Source organism: Mycolicibacterium wolinskyi (assembly GCF_002101965.1).
Classification (GTDB): Bacteria; Actinomycetota; Actinomycetes; order Mycobacteriales; family Mycobacteriaceae; genus Mycobacterium; species Mycobacterium wolinskyi.
In genome coordinates this window covers 315,506-334,898 of sequence record NZ_LQQA01000015.1, presented here as the reverse complement: position 1 = coordinate 334,898, position 19,393 = coordinate 315,506, and the positions used below count along the sequence as shown (strand labels likewise).

The window sequence follows — 19,393 nt, the reverse complement described above, 5'->3', positions numbered from 1 at the left end:
CGGCCGTTTCTCGCTCTACCACTCGCGAGCAGACACCTAGGTACCCGCATCTGCTGCAATTTGGGTACCCACGCGTCTGCTCGCGCCGGCTAAGGAACGGGTGAGGAACCGCAGCTGATCCTCGACCGCGGTGTCGAACCAGTCGTGACCCGGCCAGACGTCGAAGTGGTCGCATGGATAGTGGTGCACCTGAGCCCTGGCCTGCACCGCTGTCTTGACCACCGAGTCCGCCGGGACGAACCGGTCGAAGTCGGCGATCTGCACCAGCACCGGGCATTTCAGGCTCTTGGCGGCCGCGGCGGTGCGAATACGTATGAGTTCCATGCCGATACCGGCATCGACCTCGTTGCGCCACGTGGGGCCCGCTATCGACAGATAGCTCTCGTACGCGCCGTCGAGGGCCAGTGCGCCAGGCTCGCCGGGCGGCGCGGCCAACGGCATCAACGCCGGAGCACCACCCCGTGCCACAGCCACGCGGCTCTTGAGCCCAACCAGCGTCCAGCGCAATGCCGAACCAACGTCGCGATGGGCCACCGCGGCTCGGCTCGCGGCCAGCCCGCTGGTCAGCGGGGTCATCGCGATGACGCCGGCGACATCGTTGCATCGCGCCGCCGTACGCAGCACATGGCTGCCCGAGAAGGACGAACCCCACAACACCACGCGCGCGGCGTCCACGCCAGGCAGACGTTGTGCCGCACTGACCGCGGCGGCGTAGTCGGCGAGCTGGCGATCGACCGAAACGCTCTGCCGCGGAAAGCCTTCCGAGGCACCGAAGCCGCGGTAGTCGAACGCCAGCACATCCAGACCGGCAGCGCTGAACCGCTCCGCGAACGGCTGGAGGCCGGAGTCCTTCGTACCTCCGAAGCCATGCGCCATCACCACCACCGGGCGGCCCGCCGCCCCGGCGAAACCGTCTCCGACGCCGGGGAAATGCCATGCGCTGCACTGCTCACCTTCGGAGTAGAAGGTGAGAACGTCAGGCTTCATGCGACCTTGGCCCTTCTCGCGCCGGCCGGCAACTCGCGTTTCTGGATATCGTGCTCGTAATAGAAGTAGTCCACCTGCTGGGTGTGGCGGGGCCGATCGGTGCAGTGCCCTGCGTGCAGTTGCTGATCGGCGTCGATCACACGTTCCATCTCGGCCACCGACGGGAGCGCATAACGACCGACCGCATAGGCCGCCAGCAGTCGGGACTGACATTCGACGAAGGGGAACAGCGTCGGGATCGCTTGTGCGAACCCGATGAACACCAAGTCCTCGACACCCGGTTTGAACATCCGTTTGTAGAGCCGGATGTGGTTGTCGGGAGCGCTGACGACGTCAGGATCGAAGAAGGGGAACGTGATGTTGTATCCAGTCGCGTACACGATCGCGTCGAATACCCCGCTGGTGCCGTCCTCGAAGTGCACGGTGTCACCGTCGAGGCGGGTCACATTCGGCTTCGGCGTGACATCACCCGATCCGAGCCGCAGCGGCAGTTCCACCGACTGGGTCGGATGTGCTTCGAACAGTTTGTGATTCGGGGCGGGCAGACCGTAGGCCGTCGGATCCGTGCCGAGCATGGGCGCGATCAGCTGTGCCGCCCTGCGCTGCCAGGACAACGGCAGATACGGCGTCGTGCGAAAGAACTTGTCGCCAGGCTGTCCCGCAATGTATTTCGGCACGATCCAGGCGCTCGACCGGGTCGACAGCGTGACCTGGTTCTGCAGGGCTTTGGAGGACAGCTCCACGGTGATGTCGGCGGCACTGTTGCCGATGCCGACGATCAGGATCCGCTTGCCGGTGAGCTCAAGCGGTGACGTGGGGTCGATGTAGTGGTGCGAGTGGATCGTCTGGCCGGTGAAGGTACCGGGGAAATCCGGCAGCCGGGGATCCCAGTGATGACCGTTGGCGACGACGAGCAGGTCGAACCGGCGCCGCGCACCCGCCTGATCCTCGATCTCCCACCCGCCGCCGTCGGCCCGCCACGCATGCACGACGCCGTTGTTGAACTCGATGTTGTCGAGCAGGCCGAACGCGTCCGCGTAGGCGTCCAGATATGCCTTGATATCGGAGTGGTGCGGGAACGACGGGTAGTGCTCGGGCATCGGAAAGTCCTTGAACGACAATCGATGCTTGCTCGTGTCGATGTGCAGGGACCGGTAGGCGCTGCTGTGTCCGTTGGGGTTGCCGAAAGCCCAGTTTCCGCCGATGCGGTCCGAGTTCTCGAACGTCGTGTAGGGCACGCGGTAGTCCTTGAGCATCTTGCCGGCGGTGAGCCCGCTGATGCCCGCCCCGATGATCGCGGTCCGTGGCGCCGATTGCTGCGACACAAGTGCTCCTCACGTTGTGATGCAGCACACTAACAGCGCGATTTGACGGACGTCAATGAATTCTGACAACTGTCAGAAGCGCCGCGAGCAGACGCGGCCGTACCCGAGAAAGCCAATTTCCGGGTACCGCGGCGTCTGCTCGCGAAGGAGATCAGCCGATGAACCGAATGATGGACTCCGCGACCGCGGCCGGCTTGTCCGAACCGTCGATCTCGACCGTCACGGTCATCGTGGCCTGCACGGCCCCGTCGAGCTTGGCGACGTCGGCGATGTGTGCACGAGCCCGCACCTTGGCACCCACCCGGACGGGCGTGATGAAGCGAACCTTGTTGTAGCCGTAGTTGATCGCCATGGTGACGTTGTCGACTCGATAGAGCTGATGGGTGAAATGCGGCAACAGTGACAGCGTGAGCAGGCCGTGCGCGATCGTCCCGCCGAAGGGGCCGCCGGCGGCCTTGTCGGGGTCGACATGGATCCACTGGTGGTCGTCGGTGGCATCGGCGAACAGATTCACCCGATCCTGGGTGATCTCCATCCAGTCGGTCGGCCCGAGCTCGCTGCCCGCCGCCGCGACCAGTTCATCGAGATTGTTGAAGACCTTCACCGTCACTCCTCTCGAACCGTGGTCAGAAGACCACCGTTTGGTTCCCAAACCGGATTACGCGGTCCTCACAGTGCCACAGCACTGCTCGCGACAACACCAGCCGTTCGACATCGGCACCGAGCCGCACCAGATCGTCGACCGTGTGGCGGTGATCCACCCGCACCACGTCCTGCTCGATGATCGGCCCTTCGTCGAGATCCTCGGTGACGTAATGCGCTGTCGCGCCGACGAGTTTGACCCCGCGCTCCTTGGCCCGGCGGTACGGCGCCGCACCGATGAACGCAGGCAGGAACGAATGATGGATGTTGATCAACGGACAACCCACCGCGTCGAGGAACTCCGGGGTGAGGATCTGCATGTACCGGGCGAGCACCACCAGGTCGACATTGCCCCGCAACAGGTCCAGGAGTCGTTGTTCGGCCTCGGCCCGGTTCTCTTTCGTGGCCGGCACATAGAGGAACGGAACTCCGAACGCCCGGACCTGCTCGGCGAGGTCGGGATGGTTCGAAATCACCATCACCACCGACATATCCAGCTCGCCCCGCCGGTTACGCCACAGCAGATCCAACAGGCAGTGGTCCTCGCGCGACGCCATCAACGCCACTCGCTTGGGTTTGGACGCCTCTGTCAGCCGGAAATCCATGTCGAATGGAGTCGCAACCCGCTCACGGAAATCGCGTTCGAGCCCGTCGCGCACCGCGGTGAGGCCGGGGAGGTGAAAGATCGTGCGCTGGATGAACGTGCCACCGGACTGCTCGGTGGAATGTTGGTCCAACGACACGATGTTCGCGCCGGCCCCGGTGAGGAAGCTACTGATGGCAGCGACCAGCCCCGGCCGGTCGGCACACCGCAGCAGCAACCGGCCCATGTCGTGGGCCGGCAGGGCGTTTACTTTCGGATACTCCTGCGCCATCACCACCAGATTCTCACCCGACGTGGGCTCGGGTAGCAGAACCGGCCGTACGCCGGGCGTTCCGAAAACCGCGAAGAAGACATCGCCATTTACCGATCCGCCGTGCAGTCGACCGCGTAGAGCCCATTCGAGTTCACGTTCGTCCAGAACGTCGCGAAGCGCTGGCTCGAGCGAGGACAGCAAAACCGGCCGAAACGGACGCCGACAAAGAACATTCGACGCCAGCGTCAATATGAAAATTTGCTATCTCCGACGATTATGCGTCGTAAACGCCATTTATCGCGACTCTCGAATTTGCCAAAATCGCATGTGCATGCGGGTAAATGGGCCGTGGGCCGGGGAAATTCAACACGCCGCTGGACAAGCTTTCTCGGCTAGCTGGAATTACAACGCTTACCGGCGGGATACTCATGTCGCGTATTCGCACAACCGTGCTGCGCACCAAATCAGCCGTACCAGTCGGGGGTACGGCTGACCGGACGAAATGGACACCACATGACCGCTCCTCATCTCGATGCCGCAGGCCGCTCCCCCGTCACTCTGGCAAAAAGCCCCAGCTGGTGGGATCCCGGAAGCGAATGCACGATCGTGGTGGCCGAGCCCGGTATGGAGCGCGAACTGTGGTCGGAATACGTCCGCGGCGCCGAACGGAACTATCGTAAGCATGGTGTTGAGCGGGCCCTCGATATGGAGGCACTGCACACCGGTACTGATACCGCGTTGTTCTGCGTCGGAATCAACGACGCGGGACGCGTCGTCGGCGGTCTACGCGCCAAGGGCCCTTACCAGAAGACCGAAGAATGCCATGCGGTCGTCGAATGGAGCGGACAGGCCGGGCTCGATGCGGTGCGCAAGATGGTGGCCGACCGGCTGCCCTTCGGTGTCGTCGAGATGAAGACCGCCTGGGTCTGCGATGACCCGGATCAGAGTCGCGCGCTCACCGACACGCTGGCACGGATGCCGCTGCACTCCATGACGCTGCTCAACACGCAGTTCGCGATGGCGACCGCGGCGGCCTATGTGCTCAAGCGCTGGCTGTCATCGGGTGGGGTGTTGGCCGCCAAGATTCCGGCAACGCCGTACCCGGATGAGCGCTACCAGACGAAGATGATGTGGTGGGATCGCCGAACGTTCGCCAATCATGCTGACCCCAAACAACTTTCGTCCTACTTTACCGAAGCCCAGCGGGTGGGGCCCCGGCTGGACGACAGCGACGACACCGACACTTCTACCGCGGCAGGGCAATGACCGACAACAACGATCTCACCGACATCGACGACAACGCGTCGCACCGTGCCGTCATCATCGGCACCGACAGCGCCGCCGGTGTCAGCACCCTGGAGAAGCTGCGTGCCGATCCACGGATCACCGTCATCGACAACTGCGGGCAGCAACAGGACGCGCTCGCCGAGCTCGTGCCTGCGGTCGAGGCGGACATCCTCGATGAGCCGACGCGATGGGCGTACTACCCGTGGCGGCGCTGCGTGGTGCACGTCGTCGGCCCGCGGGCATTTCACCGACTGCGCCTGGACCGCAACCGCAACCTCATCAGCGCCGCCGAACAACAGCGTCTGGCGAAGCTGAAGGTCGGCGTCATCGGTCTCAGCGTGGGCCACGCCATCGCATACAACCTTGCCGCAGAAGGCCTTTGCGGGGAGTTGCGGCTCACCGACTTCGACGAGTTGGAGTTGCCCAACCTCAACAGGGTGCCTGGAACCGTGTTCGACCTCGGCGTCAACAAGGCCGTGGTGACTGCCCGCAGAATCGCCGAGATAGACCCGTATCTACCGGTTCGGGTCGACCTCGGCGGTGCTCGGCCGGAGACGATCGACGAGTTCGTCGCCGGCCTGGACGTCGTGGTCGAGGAATGCGATTCGCTCGACGCGAAAGTCCTTGTGCGCGAGGCGGCCCGGGCCCGGCACCTGCCGGTGCTGATGGCGACCGCCGACCGGGGCCTGCTCGACGTGGAGCGGTTCGACCTGGACCCGACGCGGCCGATTCTGCACGGCCTGCTCGGCGATATCGAAACCGCACAGCTGGCGGGTCTGAGCAGCAAGGACAAGGTGCCGCACGTACTGCGGATACTCGACGCCCCGCAGCTGTCGCCGCGCATGGCCGCGTCGCTGGTCGAGGTCGGCAAAACGTTGACGACCTGGCCGCAACTGGCCGCGGAGGTGATCCTCGGCGCCACCGTCGTGGCGGACGCCGTCCGGCGTATCGGGCTGGGCGAGCCGATGCGATCCGGCCGGGTGCGGGTGGACATCGCCGACACGCTCGACCGGATAGACGACCCGCTGACCTCGCGATCCGAGCAGCCGAAGCACGACGACGACCAGCTTGCGGATGAGCCGACCGACGTGGCCGGGATCATCGCGATGGCCGCCGCACGTGCCCCGTCGGGAGGCAACGTCCAACCGTGGCACATCGACTCAAGCGATACCCGGCTCAGTCTGCGGTTGGCGATCAAGTACACCACCACGATGGACGTGGGCTATCGGGGCAGCGCGGTGGCATTGGGCGCGGCGGCGTTCAACGCCCGGGTCGCGGCGGCCGCACACGGGCTGGCGGGCCAGATCGAGTGGTCGCGTGGTGACGAAGGCACGCCGCTCTACGGCACCATGCAACTGGCCCCCGGCGCGGCTCCGGAGTTGGCGGCGCTGTATGAACCGATGCTGCAGCGCGAGACCAATCGGCTACGCGGAACCGCTGCGCCGATCGGGGCGGAGGTGCTCCAGACGCTGCGCTCGGCAGCCGTTCGGGAAGGCGCCAGGCTGACGGTTCTCGACAGCCGGGCCGATATCGAAACGGCGGCAGGTCTTCTCGCCGCAACCGACCGCATCCGCTATCTCACCCCCACGCTGCACCGGGAGATGATCTCCGAACTGCGTTGGCCCGGCGACCCGGCCCAGGACTCCGGTATCGACGTGACGACGCTCGGGCTCGATCCCGCCGACCTGGTGCTGCTCGACATCCTGCGCCGACCTGACGTCATGGCAAAGCTGTCGGACTGGGACGCCGGGGCGGCGCTCGGTGACGACACCTACGAGCGGGTGACGTCGAGTTCTGCCCTCGCGGTCGTTTCGGTGCCGGGACGCCGGCTGACCGACTACGCGCAAGCGGGCTCGGCCGTGGAGTCGGTGTGGGTGGCCGCGCAGCAGAACGGGCTTGCCGTCCAACCGGTGTCGCCGGTGTTCCTGTATGCCCACGACGATCGTGACCTCGAAGAGTTGTCCGCAGCCCACGCCGGGACGCTGCGTGATCTGCAGTACTCTTTCCGCAGGTTGACCACGACCGAGCGCGACGAATCGCAGGCGTTGGTGCTCAGGTTGTCCTTCGCACCACGCCCCTCCGTACGCAGTCGGCGCCGGGCCCATCTGCCGGGTCAGACGCCGCAGTACGGCTGAGGAAGACCGGAGGTAGTTGGGTGCCAGGCAGCCTGGACTTTCTTGTCACGTCGGTCGCCACGCAGCTGATGGCGGTCGACGCGGCAACCTCGGTGCCGGTCAGTCAGCAGGTACTGGCCGAACTGGTGTCCTTCTTCGACGTCGACGTGAGCTTTCTGCGCCACAACGACCATCGCGCACACGCAACACGGTTGGTCGCCGAGTGGCCGCCGCGTCCCCTGGACTCGCCGACCGATCCCATCGCCGTCATCCACTTCGCCGACGCCGACCCGGTGTTCGCGATGGCCGAGCATCTCAAGGAGCCGGCGGTGTTCCGGCCCGAGCCGGCCACCGACGACTACCAGCGCACCATCGAGGCGGGGCGGCACATCCCGAGCACGTCGATGGCATGTGTGCCGTTGCTGTCGGGCGACGTCACCACCGGCGTGCTGGGCTTCGTCAAGTTCGGCGACCGCGAGTGGCAGCCCGCCGAGCTCAACGCGCTGAAGGCGATCGCCTCGCTGTTCGCGCAAGTGCAGGCCCGTATCGAGGCCGAAGAACGGCTGCGCTACCTCGCCGACCACGACCATCTCACGGGGCTGCACAACCGCCGCGCGCTCATGGCGCATCTGGAGGCCCGGTTGGCCCCGGGACAGCCGGGCCCGGTGTCGGTGTTGTTCTTCGACCTCGACCGGTTGAAGGCGATCAACGACTACCTGGGCCACACCGCCGGCGATGCGTTCATCAGCATCCTGGCCCAGCGACTCCAGCGCGGCGACGACCAGCCCAAACTCATCGCGCGGCTCGGCGGCGACGAGTTCGTCGTCGTTCCCGCGGCTCCGATGTCGGCCGAGGCGGCGACCGCGCTCGCCTACCGGCTGCAGTCGGTGCTGCGCGAACGGGTGACCGTCGACGGGGAGATGCTCACCCGCACGGTCAGTATCGGTCTGGCCGAAGGCATCCCGGGCCGGGACTCGACGTCGGATGTGCTCAACCGCGCCGACCACGCGGTTCTGACCGCCAAGAGCTCGGGCGGCAACAAGGTCACCGTGTTCTCCGACGCGATGGCGATGGAGATCGATTTCCGCAACGACATCGAGCTTCATCTGCAGAGCGTGATCGAGGGCGGCGCGCTGCTGCTGCACTACCTGCCCGAGATCGACATGCGCACCGGCGAGGTACTGGCCGCCGAAGCGCTGGTCCGCTGGCAGCATCCGACCCGAGGCTTGCTGGCGCCGGATTCGTTCATCGGCGTGGCGGAATCGATCAACCTGGCGGGCGAGTTGGGCCGCTGGGTGTTGCGGACGGCGTGCGCCGAGTTTTCCCGCTGGCGCGCCAACGGCGTGGGCCGCAACATCGTGCTGCGGATCAACGTGTCGCCGGTTCAGCTGGTGACGGACGGGTTCGTCGAGTCGGTGGCGAGCATCATGAGCGAGTTCGGTCTGCCCCGTGGGTCGGTGTGCCTGGAGATCACCGAAAGCGTTGTGGTCCAGGACATCGAGACGACCCGCACGACCCTCACCGGCTTGCACAACGTCGGAGTGCAGGTCGCCATCGACGATTTCGGGACCGGGTACAGCGTGCTGTCGTTGTTGAAGTCGCTTCCGGTCGACACCCTCAAGATCGACCGCAGCTTCGTGGCCGAACTCGGCTCCAACCCCGGTGACCTGCCGATCGTGCGGGCTGTGATCGCCCTGGCCGGAGCCTTCGGTCTACAGCTGGTGGCCGAAGGTGTGGAAACCGAACGAGCCGCGCTCACGCTGTTGCGGCACGGGTGTTATCGCGCGCAGGGTTTCCTGCTGTCCAAGCCGATTCTGGGCAGCGAAATGCAGACGCTGCTAGCCAAGGGGCGGGTACCCGTGCACTTCTCGGCCGCCCCGCGTATGTGAGCGTCCCGCATCGTGCAGTCCATCGTGTAGACGGGTGACCCGGCAGTAGCCCGACCGTTGTGGTTTGGCGGCGTCGGTGGCGAGCAGTTCGACTCGGCCGAATCTGCTCGCGCTGTCGCCCACGAGCGCGATGTGCAGCGAGTGCCCGTGCTCGGCAAGCTTGTGGGCGCGGCCGGCGATGTGCCGGCTGGGCATGGCGATCGCCAAGCCATGGTGGGCCCGCAGCGCTAGTGGACCGTCGGCGGTCGTGAGCACCGCCCCCACGATCTCGCCTTCCTCGAACACGATGCGCTCCAGCGAGGTGCCGTCGGATATCTGAATACCGCGCTTGCGGGTCTGATCCAGCAGCCACTCGTTGACTGCCGATGACGCGCTGATCCCGCGGTCGGGTTCGATCGCACCGATGACTTTGACGTCGATCTCGGCGCCGGTCGGAGTCCTCATCGGAGTGGTTCCGCGGTCCAGAATCCGGGTGTAGAGCACACCGTAGGGTGATAGCAGACACCGCGACGCCCAGTCCCTGAGGCGAGCACCGTAGAACGGTGCGACGGGGACGCTGAGCTCAGCTGGTTTCAGGTCATCCATGACCCGGATCGTCACATCGGCGTCGGGTGCGGCGGTCGCTCGCGGACCCAAGTCTTCGGTGAGCCCGTCGAAATATTCGCGGGTTTCAGGATCGTCGATCCCCTCGCCCAGCCACGCGCCCGGCGTCGTGTTCACAGCTGGCTGACCGGGCCGCGCCACGAACACGTCGAGGCCGGCGTCGGTCGCCGCGATCGCAGTGGCCAGACCACCGAAGCCCGTGCCACAGCAAATTACGTCGACTTCGTCGTCCCACATCATCTATCGACGTCCCGAGCCATCGCGAGTGAGCGCGGTGCCGGCGGTCAGCCCTGGCATGCGTCTCAGAAGGGACACCGAAACAGCGCTGTTGACCAGCGGATGTTGGGTGGCTGACGCATTGTCCGGCACGCGTGTCGGGGCAGCCGGATATGGAATCGGAAACCGTGGGATTGAGGTTGCCACGGCCCGCACCGGGATTCGAGGGGGATTGCCGGTGCAGGCCATGGCAACGCACACAGGATAACTCTGCGCGATCGCCGACGGCGATGTTGCACGGTACGACGCAGTGCCGGCAGCGGGGGCGCGATCCAACGCTGCTCGGCTCAGCCACGGCGAACCAAGAGTTATCACGCTACGCACCTTACATACCTTTAGAATGTTATGCACGCCCCACGGTGACTTTGAGTATTTCAAGGCCACGGCGAGGCCAATGAGGACACGACCGCTGGCGTGTCTGCGTCAGGAAGACCAGATGAAAGAATTGCCGTACCCCGCACCCGGCGGGATCCGCATTTTCGCCCGACATTGCAGTCGCAAGGATTTCGAGGTTGGTTGGTGACCGAGCAGCTCGACCGCCGAGCACACCTCACCCGGCTTCAGATCCTTCAAGCCGCGGCCGGCCAGTTCGCCCGCAAGCCATACAGCCTGGTCAGCCTCGACGACATCTTGGCCGACGCCGCGGTGACCAAAGGCGCGCTCTACTTCCACTTCCGGTCCAAGCATGCGTTGGCATCGTCGATCGTCGACCACCGCGCCGAGCAGTCGCGCATCGCCGTCGACGAGGTGTTGGCGCGCAACCTGTCCGGACTGGAGACGCTCGTCGACATCACGTGCCTGGTCGCCGCCGAAGACATCGGTGACACCATGGCGCGCGCGGGCCTGAATCTGGTCGAGTCCATCGGCCGCACCGACGGGCTGGGACCGCGCGTGCTGGACGCCTGGATACACGGCTTCACCGACATCGCGCGACGGGCCGTCGACGAAGGTGACATCGTCGACGACAGCGATCCCCGGACGGTTGCGAGACTGCTGGTGTCGATGTATCTCGGCACCCGTCAGACCAGCGACCTCGACGATCCGCAGCGTTTTCTCACCGACCTCGAACAGAACTGGAACCTGGTCCTCCCCGGCTTCGCCAATCCCGACCGACTCGGCTACCTCAGCCAGTTCATCCGGCGGCGCACCGCGTTGACGATACGCAAGGCTTCGCCGCTCGGCCGCGACGAACCCGATCTCGACACGACCGCCCGCACCGGGTCAGGCTGACCGGACCGTCCGAGACATCGACATGCCACGCCAAGCCCGTTCCGGGATAACCAGACGCAAGATCATCACCGCCGCCGTCGACGTGTTCAGCGAGATGGGTTACCCGGCAACGGGATTGGGTGAGATCATCGAGCGAGCCGAGATGACGAAGGGTGCCCTCTACTACCACTTCGACTCCAAGGAATCGTTGGCGGAGGCCATCATCGACGAGAGCGGGGCCACCATGCTGGCCGCCCTTCGCTCCATCACCGAATCGGCGTCGCCCGCACTCGAGAACATCATCCACGGGATGTTCGTGGTGTGCGATTTCAGCCGCACCGACAAGGTGGCGGAGATCGGTATCCAGTTGCTGCGCACGTTCACCGGGATCAACGAGGTCGCCAAACGTATCTACACGAGCTGGCTGGACGAATTGACCGAGCAGATGGGCAAGGCGGCCGCGGAAGGCGACCTTCGGACGGATCTGGACGTCCAGGCCGTCGCCGACGTCATCCTGGGTTCGGTCCTCGGCGCCGAAGCGCTGTCTCGCGCCGGCGTGACAGACCTCGATCTGCGGCAGCGGGTCGCGCGCACTTGGGAGTTGTTGCTGCCGTCGATCGTCAGCGAGGAATCGCTCGGCTACTTCCGCGAGTTTCTGGCGCGTGAGTCCCTTCGGCGGTCCCCACCGGCCCCCGATTAGGACACGACGTCACAGCTCGTCCACCCACAACCGCTCGGTGAGGTCCTGGAACGTCGCGAGCGCTACGGGATCGTCGCCACGCAACAATGCCGACTTACTCATTCTGGCGCGCACGATCGAGCCATCCCGATGAACCAACTCGACGATCAGATCGGCATGTGCACGCACGACCGATACCGCCGACTCGTCCGCGGGTAGCGAATGGAAGATGTCAGCAAAATTCATGGCGTTGACCGCATCGGCGCTGTGCCCGACCATCTCGGCAAAAGCACTGTTGGCGAAGAGGATAGCTCCGTCCGCCGCGATTGCGAGGACCGGTACTGGAAACCGCTCCAAAACGACGAGCGCAGGCATTTGCCGCAGAAGTGCCATCGGTGAGTCTGTGCCCTGACCGTTCTGTCGCCGCTCCACGCCTCCGATTATTGCCGCTCGGCTGCGCTGGTTACCAGCCGTGGCCAGCGACTTCGGTTCGCCAGGCAACAGTGTCCGCGCTCAGCCGGGGTGGTGCACGCCACATGGGTAACTAGGTTTACTCTGTGGGGACATCGGCAGACAGGGGCAGGCATGGACCTGAAGTGGTCGAAATCCGACCAGGAGTTCCGCGACGAAGTGCGCGACTTTCTCGCGCAGAAGCTGACTCCCGAACTACGGCGCGCCGGTCGGTTGATGACGAGCGTCTATGCCGACCACGATGCCAGCATGGCCTGGCAGGCGATCCTGCATGAGCGGGGCTGGGCCGCGCCGGCCTGGCCGGTCGAGCACGGCGGCTGCGACTGGAGCCTGACCCAGCACTACATCTTCAGCAGAGAATCGACGTTGGCCGGCGCACCATCGTTGTCCCCCATGGGTATTCGGATGGTGGCCCACGCGATCATCGCGTTCGGCACCGACGCGCAGAAGGAATACTTCCTCCCCCGCATCCTGACCGGTGAGGTGTTCTTCTGCCAAGGCTATTCGGAACCCGAGGCCGGCTCGGATCTGGCCGCGCTGTCCATGTCCGCAATCTCCGACGGCGATGACCTCGTCTGCACCGGCAGCAAGATCTGGACCACGCACGCGCGCGAGGCGAACTGGATGTTCGCCCTGGTCCGCACTTCCCGCACGGGCAAGAAGCAGCAGGGCATCACGTTCGTGCTGATCGACATGTCCGCACCGGGGATCGAGATCCGGCCGCTCGTCATGACGTCCGGCGAGGAAGTCCAGAACCAGGTCTTCTTCGACGAGGTACGAGTGCCCAAATCCAATGTGATCGGCACGATCGACGATGGTTGGACGGTCGCGAAGTACCTACTCGAATTCGAGCGAGGCGGCGGCGCGTCCGCACCGGCGCTGCAGGTGCTCGCCGAGGAAATCGCAGGGGCGGCCGCAGATCAGCCGGGTCCGAGTGGCGGCAGGCTGATCGACGATCCGGCGTTCAGCCGCAAGCTCGCCGACGCCCGGATCCGCACCGACGTGTTGGAGATCCTCGAGTACCAAGTGCTCGCGGCAGTGGCCGAAGGACGCAACCCGGGCACCGCGTCGTCCATGCTCAAGGTTCTGGCCACCGAACTGAGCCAGACGCTGACCGAGCTGTCCATGGAGGCCGCAGGCCCGCGTGGCCGCGCCTATCAACCGCATGCGACGTGCCCGGGCGGCCCGATCGCCGAGTACGAGCCCCCGGCGGACGGATATGTCAGCGGCGAGCCATGGCAGGCCGTGGCACCGCTGCGGTACTTCAACGACCGGGCCGGCTCAATCTACGCCGGCAGCAATGAGATTCAGCGAAACATCCTCGCCAAAGCAGCACTCGGACTCTGACAGGAACCAGTGATGGACTTCAACCTGACCAAGGAACAGGAACTGTTGCGCGACGGGCTCAGCAAGTTCCTGTCCAGCCGCTATGACCTGCAATCGAGCCGATCCGCGGCCAAGTTGGGCGCCGGCTGGCAACCGGAGATCTGGCGCGGATTCGCCGACGAGCTCGGCATCCTCGGCGCGACCCTGCCCGAGGAAGCAGGCGGTATCGGCGGCGGACCGGTCGAGGCGATGGTCATCGCCGAGACGCTGGGGCACGCGCTGGTCGTCGAACCGTTCGTGGACACCGTGGTGGTCGCGGGTGGCCTGCTGCACCGGGCGGGCACCGAAGGCGCCCAGACACTCCTGGAGGGCCTGGTCGCCGGGGCAGCCGTCGTCGCACTCGCGGCTACCGAGCCGGCGTCCGGGGACAACTGGCGCGACGTCGCCACGACCGCTCGGCGCGATGGTGACGACTGGGTGCTCCAAGGCACGAAGATCATGGCCGTGAGCGCCCCGCTCGCGACCCACCTGCTGGTCACGGCGCGTACCTCGGGGGAACGCGGCGACGCCGACGGGATCTCGCTGTTCCTCGTGGATTTGGGCGCGGCGGCCGGCGGTTTCACGGCACACCACTACCGCACCGTGGACGACCGCAGGGCGTCGGATCTGACCTTCGACGGCCTCCGGTTGCCGGGCGACGCGCTGTTGGGCGAAGAAGGCCGGGCCTGGCCCTCGCTGGACCTGGCCCGCGACGAAGGTGCGGCGGCGGTGTGCGCGGAAGCCGTCGGCGGGATGCGCAAGGTCCTCGCCGACACCGTCGAGTACTGCAAGCAGCGCCAGCAGTTCGGCCAGCCGATCGGCAATTTTCAGGCGCTGCAGCACCGCATGGTGGACATGCACATGGAGGTCGAACAAGCCGCCGCCGCCGTCTATCTGGCGGTATTGAACCTGGACGCCGAACCCGCCGCGCGAGCCAAAGCGGTGTCGGCCGCCAAGGCGACGGTGGGCCGGGCCGCCCGCTTCGTCGGCCAGAACGCGGTGCAACTGCACGGCGGGATGGGCATGACCGAGGAACTCGCGATCGGCCACTATTTCAAGCGGCTCACGGCGATGCAATACGAGTTCGGTTCGACCGACTACCACGTCACTCGATACGCGGAGCTGACGCGGCCATAGAAGCATTGACTACTTGGTATTGATCAGCCGCGCCACACCGCGCATCACCGCACGCGTGGCGTGGTGGCGTATCTGATCCAGCGGCGACGACGGCGTCGGCGCAGACGCGGTACCGAGCCTGGGCAACAGCGCCAGCGCGTTGGTGCGGTTGATGGCGTTGCGGGTGCTCACATCGAGACCGTCGTACGTGTCCAAACCAGCGGCGAAGAGCTGGCTGGCGGGGAGTGGCGCAAAGGGCCAGTCCGAGCCGAACGTGATGTGGCCGGGCTTGGCGAAAGCCAGCAGGGTGGGCAGGGCGGCGGCGCTCGACGACAGCGCGGTGTCGAAGTAGAAGCTCGCGAAGTCGTCGAGGATGTCGGCCGGACTGCGTCCGGTGTCCCCCATGATGGCCACCGCCATGCGGTGTGAGGCATACGGGACGAACCCGCCCGCGTGGCTCAGGATGAATTTGATGTTCGGATATTTGCGCCGTACTCCATTGCGCACCAACAGGTAGGCCGCACGGGTGGTGTCGAGCAGGAAGTCGGCGGCGAAGGGAACGATACCGGGAACCGTTGGGCCCGGCAGTTCGGCCGGGTGGACGAACACCACCGCGGACCGGGCGTCGAGCGCCGCCCACAGTTCGTCCTGGCCGTCCTCACCGAGATAGGTTCCGGCGTTGTTGGCCAACAGCACTACACCGTCGGCATGGAGTTGGTCGAGCGCTCGCACCGCCTCGGCGACCGCGGCGTCAACATGCGGCATCGGCACGGTGGCGAAGAAGCCGAACCGGTCCGGCCGGGACGCCACCAGTTCGGCACCGTAGTCGTTGACGTCACCGGCCAATGCCGCGGCGTCGGCCGCTTTCGGCAGGAAGGTGGTGCCCGGGGTCGACACCGACAGCACCGCCGTGGCGATGTCGAGTTCGGCCATGGTCTGCAACGAGGCTTCCGGACTCCAATCCGGTAAGGCGCGTCCGCCGGCTTCGTCGATCCCTGCCTTCTGCAGGGCCTTTCGATAATCGGCCGGAAGCATGTGGTGATGGGTATCGATTCGGTTCATGACTTTTGCTCCCTAGCGGTCGGTGATGCGGGCACCGGCGAGCGCCGGGACGCTGTCCTCGGCCCGCAGCAGCGAGCGGGCGCCGGTCTTGAACTGGGCGAGTTTGTCGATGATCGTCTGCCCTTCCGGGGTATGGCCCCAGATGCTGATGCCCTGATGCGTGGTGGGCTCCCAGGTCGCCTCGTCGACGACCAGCGGATTCCATCCCACCTCCCATTCAAAACCCGACGGCGTCATCGCGTAGTAGGACAGCTCCTTGTCGTTGGTGTGCTGGCCGACTCCCAAAGCCATCCCAAACCCGAGTGCCTTGACGCGCCGATACGACATGGCCATGTCGTCGAGTTCAGCGACCTGGATGTTGAGGTGCTGGACCCGGGTGCGGATCGGGTTGACCGGCAGCCGGTTGACCGCGGCGATGGCCACCGAGTGGTGGCGCTCGTTGACCCGCAGAAACCGGATCTTGAATTTGACACCGCTGATGGTCTCGTCGATGTAATCGGACAACCGGGCGTCGAAGACGGTGTGGTAGTAACCGTGCATCTGGTGCGGCTTCTTCGTGGCGATAGCGACGTGACCCATACCGCCGGCACCGGTCACGAATCCTCCGTGCGCGGTCATCCGCAGTGGTGTGACGGCAGGGCAGGCGCGGGTGAAGATCTCCTGGGCCAACCCATTCGGCCCAGGGAACCGCACCAGACGTTCGACCCCACGCAGAGCCGTTTCCTCTGCGCTGCCCTGGGTCACCGGTACACCGCGGTTCACCACGCGGGCGACGATGTCATCGAACGTGGCGTGGTCGTCTAGCTGCCAGCCGAGTGCCGTGACATCCTCGGCCGGTCCGCGCTGCAACAGGAAACGGCATTCGTGGTCGTCGAGCCGGAACCGGAGGACATCGGGCAAGGCGTCGTCGAGGTGCATACCGATCGCGTCCCGGCCGAAACGTCGCCAATCGCTGAACTTTTCGGTTTCGATGACGACATAGCCGAGGTGGACGTTGCCGAACACGCTAGACATGAGCGAGCTTTGAGTCCGGGCCGAGGAATTCGGTGACGAGTTCATTGAACAACTCGGCGCGTTCCCACTGCATCCAGTGGCCGGTGTGCGAGGTCATCACCAATTCGGCATTGAGCATGGCGTTGAGCAGCATCGGGCCGCCAGAGGGCCGGTTCACCTTGTCGTCGCGCCCCCACAGGATCAGCGTGGGCGTCGGTAGCGTCTTGAGTCGGCTGTCGCGGGTGAGGTCCATCCGCCACAGTGTGCGCAACGCTTTCGGTCCGGACGGGCGGGTCAACGGCGGATCGGCCACCACCTCGGGATCGATGGACGCCTGGTACCGCAGGTCGATCAGATCCTCTGGTACCGAATTACCGTCGTATACCAGGTAATTGCGGATGAAGGCGGTCAGCTTCTCGCGACTGGGCCCGTCGCCGGTGTAATAGGACAGCAGGCTGCCCAGACCCGCGGTCGGCAGTGCGCGCGTGGTGCCGATGCCGCCGGGGCCCATGAGCACCAGCTTGTCCACCCGCTGGGGAGTGTCCAGTGCCAGCCGTAAAGCCGCGGCGCCGCCGTATGAGTTGCCGATCAGATGCGCTGTCTCGATACCCAGTTCGTCGAGCAGGCCCCGGATCATGTCGGCCAGGAACCCGAATGGGTCGGCCTTGTCGACCCCCTTGGCCGACCGCCCGTAGCCGGGCATGTCCGGCACGATGACCCGGAAATGCGCGGCGAGAGCATCGATGTTGCGGCCGTAGTTGGACACCCCGGACGCTCCCGGCCCGCCGCCGTGCAGCATCACCACGGCGGGACCGGTGCCCGCTTCGGTATAGAAGATCGGCCGGCCGACGACCGTCACGGTGTGTTCGGCAAGTTCGATGGTGGTCATGCGTGGGCTCCAGTTCTGGTCGGTGCCAGCTCGTAGCCGGCTGGTGGTGGGGGTATCCGCCGACCGGATTCGGCTGCGGCGTAGATGAATCCGTCGGGGCGCAGCACCGCGGCTGCGATCTTCTTGCCTTGCAGCCAGGCGATGAGCGTGCCGTCGATGTCGCGGACCGATCCGGGCCCCGGGGCGTCCTCGGGACCGGCCAACGCGATGGCAGGCACGCCCAGCTCGGTCCAGGCCCGCACGCCCGCCGGGGCCACGCCCAAGTGCAGCACCGTCCAGCGCCCGGCCACGACCTCGTCGAGTCGCACCGTCGCGCCCGCGTCGTCGATCACCCACGGCTGTGGGATCTGCCAACCGGCCGCGTCATTTCCGGACCGGGCGAAGAACCCGTCGTCGTAGCGCGCGTCCGGGATCCAATAGAGCTTCTGACCGCCGCGCAATACCCCGGGCAGCTTGGTCAGTGCGCGCAGGATGTGGTTGCGGATGGCGGCGATCACCCGGTTGCGCTCGGTGATCACGCGGCCGACGAGGCAGGCGCGGCGGGTGACTTCGACGACGTGCGGTTTGCGTTCGGCCTCATAGGAATCCAGGAGGGCATCGGGTGCCCCGCCGGCGAGCACCGCGGCGAGTTTCCAGCACAGGTTGGCCGCGTCACGGACACCCGCCGACATACCCTGGCCGATCCACGGCGGCATGGCGTGGGCCGCGTCGCCGGCGAGGAAGATGCGGCCCACCCGCCAGCGGTCGGCAACCCGGACATGATGGCTGTAGACCACGGCCCGCAGGATCTCGACGTCGGCGGGCGTGATGCCCTGATCCCCCAGCACCTTCCAGATCTCGCGCTCGCTTACCAATTTCTGCTCGTCCTCACCGGCCCGGGCCGGGTACTCCCAGCGGTGGTGCCCCAGTGGCGTCGGGCAGTCGACGGTGGGACGGTCCGGATTGCAGTGGAACCGAAGCCGGTCGTGGGCATCCCATTCCCTGAGCACCTTGGTGTCGATGACGACCCATCGTTCGGCATAGGTGTTGCCCGCATACCCGATGCCCAACTGCCCGCGTGTCGGGGAGGATCCGCCGTCGGCGGCGATGACGTAGGAGGCTCGAACCCTCTTGAAGGTGTCGGTGCGAAGGTCGGCCAGCATCAGCTCGACGTGATCCGATTTGGCCAGCACCCGTAGGCATTCGTGTTCGAGCAGCACCTCGACGGTGTCGAAGCGCTCCACCCCCTCGCGCAGGACATGGTCGACCGCGGGCTGGTAGAGGAACTGCTGAGCCGGGTGGCCCGAACCGCGCGCGAAGATCGTCGTCTCGATGAAAGGCACGCCGTCGGCGTCGACGAACGCCACGGGCCGGTCGGGCAGCATGTCCTGCTGCAGCCGGTCTGCCAGGCCGACCGACTGCCAGATGCGCAGCACCTCTTCATCGGTGCTGATCGCCCGGGCCCTGCCGTATACGTCTGGATCACGCTCGATGACAAGCACTTTCAATCCCTGTCGGCCCAACAGGTTGGCCGCGGTGGCGCCGGTAGGCCCATACCCGATCACCGCCACGTCGTAGAGGTCTGCAGTCACGGTGGTCTCTCTCGTCATCGAGGGTTGTCCTGTAGTGATCGCTACGGTAATGTAGTGA

At 65.7% G+C, this 19,393-nt stretch carries 17 protein-coding genes; 7 read left to right on the top strand and 10 right to left on the bottom strand.

Annotated elements, in window-relative coordinates:
- Positions 1-36 precede the first annotated feature (36 nt).
- The 4 genes from AWC31_RS16010 to purU form a co-directional block, all read right to left on the bottom strand.
- Positions 37-987, bottom strand: coding sequence for an alpha/beta hydrolase (locus AWC31_RS16010; protein WP_085145120.1), 951 nt, complete (start codon positions 985-987; stop codon positions 37-39).
- Positions 984-2,312: a flavin-containing monooxygenase gene (locus tag AWC31_RS16005; protein WP_085145119.1), complete on the bottom strand. Its 1,329-nt coding sequence runs from the start codon at positions 2,310-2,312 to the stop codon at positions 984-986. The genes AWC31_RS16010 and AWC31_RS16005 overlap by 4 nt, the downstream gene beginning before the upstream one ends.
- 151 nt (positions 2,313-2,463) lie before the next feature.
- Positions 2,464-2,916: a MaoC family dehydratase gene (locus AWC31_RS16000; protein ID WP_067857697.1), complete on the bottom strand. Its 453-nt coding sequence runs from the start codon at positions 2,914-2,916 to the stop codon at positions 2,464-2,466.
- A 22-nt stretch (positions 2,917-2,938) separates the two neighbouring features.
- Positions 2,939-3,829 (bottom strand): formyltetrahydrofolate deformylase, encoded by an 891-nt coding sequence (purU, locus tag AWC31_RS15995; protein WP_067857701.1) that lies wholly within the window; start codon positions 3,827-3,829, stop codon positions 2,939-2,941.
- Between the two features lie 495 nt (positions 3,830-4,324).
- On the opposite strand from purU, the gene AWC31_RS15990 reads away from it, so the two are divergent.
- Genes AWC31_RS15990 through AWC31_RS15980 form a run of 3 tightly spaced genes read left to right on the top strand, consistent with a single transcriptional unit; the run spans position 4,325 to position 9,101 of the window.
- Positions 4,325-5,077, top strand: coding sequence for a hypothetical protein (locus tag AWC31_RS15990; RefSeq protein WP_085145118.1), 753 nt, complete (start codon positions 4,325-4,327; stop codon positions 5,075-5,077).
- Positions 5,074-7,233 (top strand): Rv1355c family protein, encoded by a 2,160-nt coding sequence (locus tag AWC31_RS15985; RefSeq protein ID WP_085145117.1) that lies wholly within the window; start codon positions 5,074-5,076, stop codon positions 7,231-7,233. Before AWC31_RS15990 ends, AWC31_RS15985 begins: the two co-directional genes overlap by 4 nt.
- 20 nt (positions 7,234-7,253) lie before the next feature.
- Complete coding sequence (locus AWC31_RS15980) at positions 7,254-9,101, top strand: bifunctional diguanylate cyclase/phosphodiesterase (RefSeq protein WP_110775106.1); 1,848 nt, start codon at positions 7,254-7,256, stop codon at positions 9,099-9,101.
- Here AWC31_RS15980 and AWC31_RS15975 read toward each other — a convergent pair.
- Entirely contained in the window at positions 9,051-9,944 is an 894-nt protein-coding gene (locus AWC31_RS15975; RefSeq protein ID WP_085145116.1) for an FAD-binding protein, read from the bottom strand. The genes AWC31_RS15980 and AWC31_RS15975 overlap by 51 nt on opposite strands.
- A 555-nt stretch (positions 9,945-10,499) precedes the next feature.
- On the opposite strand from AWC31_RS15975, the gene AWC31_RS15970 reads away from it, so the two are divergent.
- Together AWC31_RS15970 and AWC31_RS15965 are read left to right on the top strand one after the other, a co-directional pair.
- Positions 10,500-11,210 (top strand): TetR family transcriptional regulator, encoded by a 711-nt coding sequence (locus tag AWC31_RS15970; protein ID WP_085145115.1) that lies wholly within the window; start codon positions 10,500-10,502, stop codon positions 11,208-11,210.
- Between the two features lie 22 nt (positions 11,211-11,232).
- Positions 11,233-11,889, top strand: a complete 657-nt coding sequence (locus AWC31_RS15965) for a ScbR family autoregulator-binding transcription factor (protein ID WP_085145114.1) — start codon at positions 11,233-11,235, stop codon at positions 11,887-11,889.
- A gap of 9 nt (positions 11,890-11,898) precedes the next feature.
- Here AWC31_RS15965 and AWC31_RS15960 read toward each other — a convergent pair whose 3' ends face one another.
- On the bottom strand, positions 11,899-12,261 hold the full coding sequence (locus AWC31_RS15960) for a PAS domain S-box protein (RefSeq protein WP_207626365.1): 363 nt from the start codon (positions 12,259-12,261) through the stop codon (positions 11,899-11,901).
- Between the two features lie 192 nt (positions 12,262-12,453).
- On the opposite strand from AWC31_RS15960, the gene AWC31_RS15955 reads away from it, so the two are divergent.
- Complete coding sequence (locus tag AWC31_RS15955; RefSeq protein ID WP_085145112.1) at positions 12,454-13,686, top strand: acyl-CoA dehydrogenase family protein; 1,233 nt, start codon at positions 12,454-12,456, stop codon at positions 13,684-13,686.
- Positions 13,687-13,698: 12 nt separating this feature from the next.
- Complete coding sequence (locus tag AWC31_RS15950; protein WP_085145111.1) at positions 13,699-14,841, top strand: acyl-CoA dehydrogenase family protein; 1,143 nt, start codon at positions 13,699-13,701, stop codon at positions 14,839-14,841.
- 9 nt (positions 14,842-14,850) lie between these two features.
- On the opposite strand, the gene AWC31_RS15945 is transcribed toward AWC31_RS15950, so the two are convergent.
- Genes AWC31_RS15945 through AWC31_RS15930 form a run of 4 tightly spaced genes read right to left on the bottom strand, consistent with a single transcriptional unit; the run spans position 14,851 to position 19,353 of the window.
- Positions 14,851-15,882 carry an amidohydrolase family protein gene (locus AWC31_RS15945; protein ID WP_085145110.1) on the bottom strand — a complete coding sequence of 344 codons (1,032 nt, stop codon included), beginning with the start codon at positions 15,880-15,882 and terminating at the stop codon, positions 14,851-14,853.
- A 12-nt stretch (positions 15,883-15,894) separates the two neighbouring features.
- On the bottom strand, positions 15,895-16,896 hold the full coding sequence (locus tag AWC31_RS15940) for a VOC family protein (protein WP_110775105.1): 1,002 nt from the start codon (positions 16,894-16,896) through the stop codon (positions 15,895-15,897).
- Positions 16,889-17,764 (bottom strand): alpha/beta fold hydrolase, encoded by an 876-nt coding sequence (locus tag AWC31_RS15935; RefSeq protein ID WP_085145108.1) that lies wholly within the window; start codon positions 17,762-17,764, stop codon positions 16,889-16,891. The genes AWC31_RS15940 and AWC31_RS15935 overlap by 8 nt, the downstream gene beginning before the upstream one ends.
- Complete coding sequence (locus tag AWC31_RS15930; protein ID WP_110775104.1) at positions 17,761-19,353, bottom strand: bifunctional 3-(3-hydroxy-phenyl)propionate/3-hydroxycinnamic acid hydroxylase; 1,593 nt, start codon at positions 19,351-19,353, stop codon at positions 17,761-17,763. The genes AWC31_RS15935 and AWC31_RS15930 overlap by 4 nt, the downstream gene beginning before the upstream one ends.
- Positions 19,354-19,393 lie beyond the last annotated feature (40 nt).

Bases quoted from the DNA above. Each gene is read 5' to 3' on its own strand.
- AWC31_RS16010 (WP_085145120.1), bottom strand. From the start codon at position 987: ATGAAGCCTGACGTTCTCACCTTCTACTCCGAAGGTGAGCAGTGCAGC.
- purU (WP_067857701.1), bottom strand. From the start codon at position 3,829: ATGGCGCAGGAGTATCCGAAAGTAAACGCCCTGCCGGCCCACGACATG.
- AWC31_RS15990 (WP_085145118.1), top strand. From the start codon at position 4,325: ATGACCGCTCCTCATCTCGATGCCGCAGGCCGCTCCCCCGTCACTCTG.
- AWC31_RS15985 (WP_085145117.1), top strand. From the start codon at position 5,074: ATGACCGACAACAACGATCTCACCGACATCGACGACAACGCGTCGCAC.
- AWC31_RS15975 (WP_085145116.1), bottom strand. From the start codon at position 9,944: ATGATGTGGGACGACGAAGTCGACGTAATTTGCTGTGGCACGGGCTTC.
- AWC31_RS15965 (WP_085145114.1), top strand. From the start codon at position 11,233: ATGCCACGCCAAGCCCGTTCCGGGATAACCAGACGCAAGATCATCACC.
- AWC31_RS15960 (WP_207626365.1), bottom strand. From the start codon at position 12,261: ATGGCACTTCTGCGGCAAATGCCTGCGCTCGTCGTTTTGGAGCGGTTT.
- AWC31_RS15955 (WP_085145112.1), top strand. From the start codon at position 12,454: ATGGACCTGAAGTGGTCGAAATCCGACCAGGAGTTCCGCGACGAAGTG.
- AWC31_RS15950 (WP_085145111.1), top strand. From the start codon at position 13,699: ATGGACTTCAACCTGACCAAGGAACAGGAACTGTTGCGCGACGGGCTC.
- AWC31_RS15945 (WP_085145110.1), bottom strand. From the start codon at position 15,882: ATGAACCGAATCGATACCCATCACCACATGCTTCCGGCCGATTATCGA.
- AWC31_RS15940 (WP_110775105.1), bottom strand. From the start codon at position 16,896: ATGTCTAGCGTGTTCGGCAACGTCCACCTCGGCTATGTCGTCATCGAA.
- AWC31_RS15935 (WP_085145108.1), bottom strand. From the start codon at position 17,764: ATGACCACCATCGAACTTGCCGAACACACCGTGACGGTCGTCGGCCGG.
- AWC31_RS15930 (WP_110775104.1), bottom strand. From the start codon at position 19,353: ATGACGAGAGAGACCACCGTGACTGCAGACCTCTACGACGTGGCGGTG.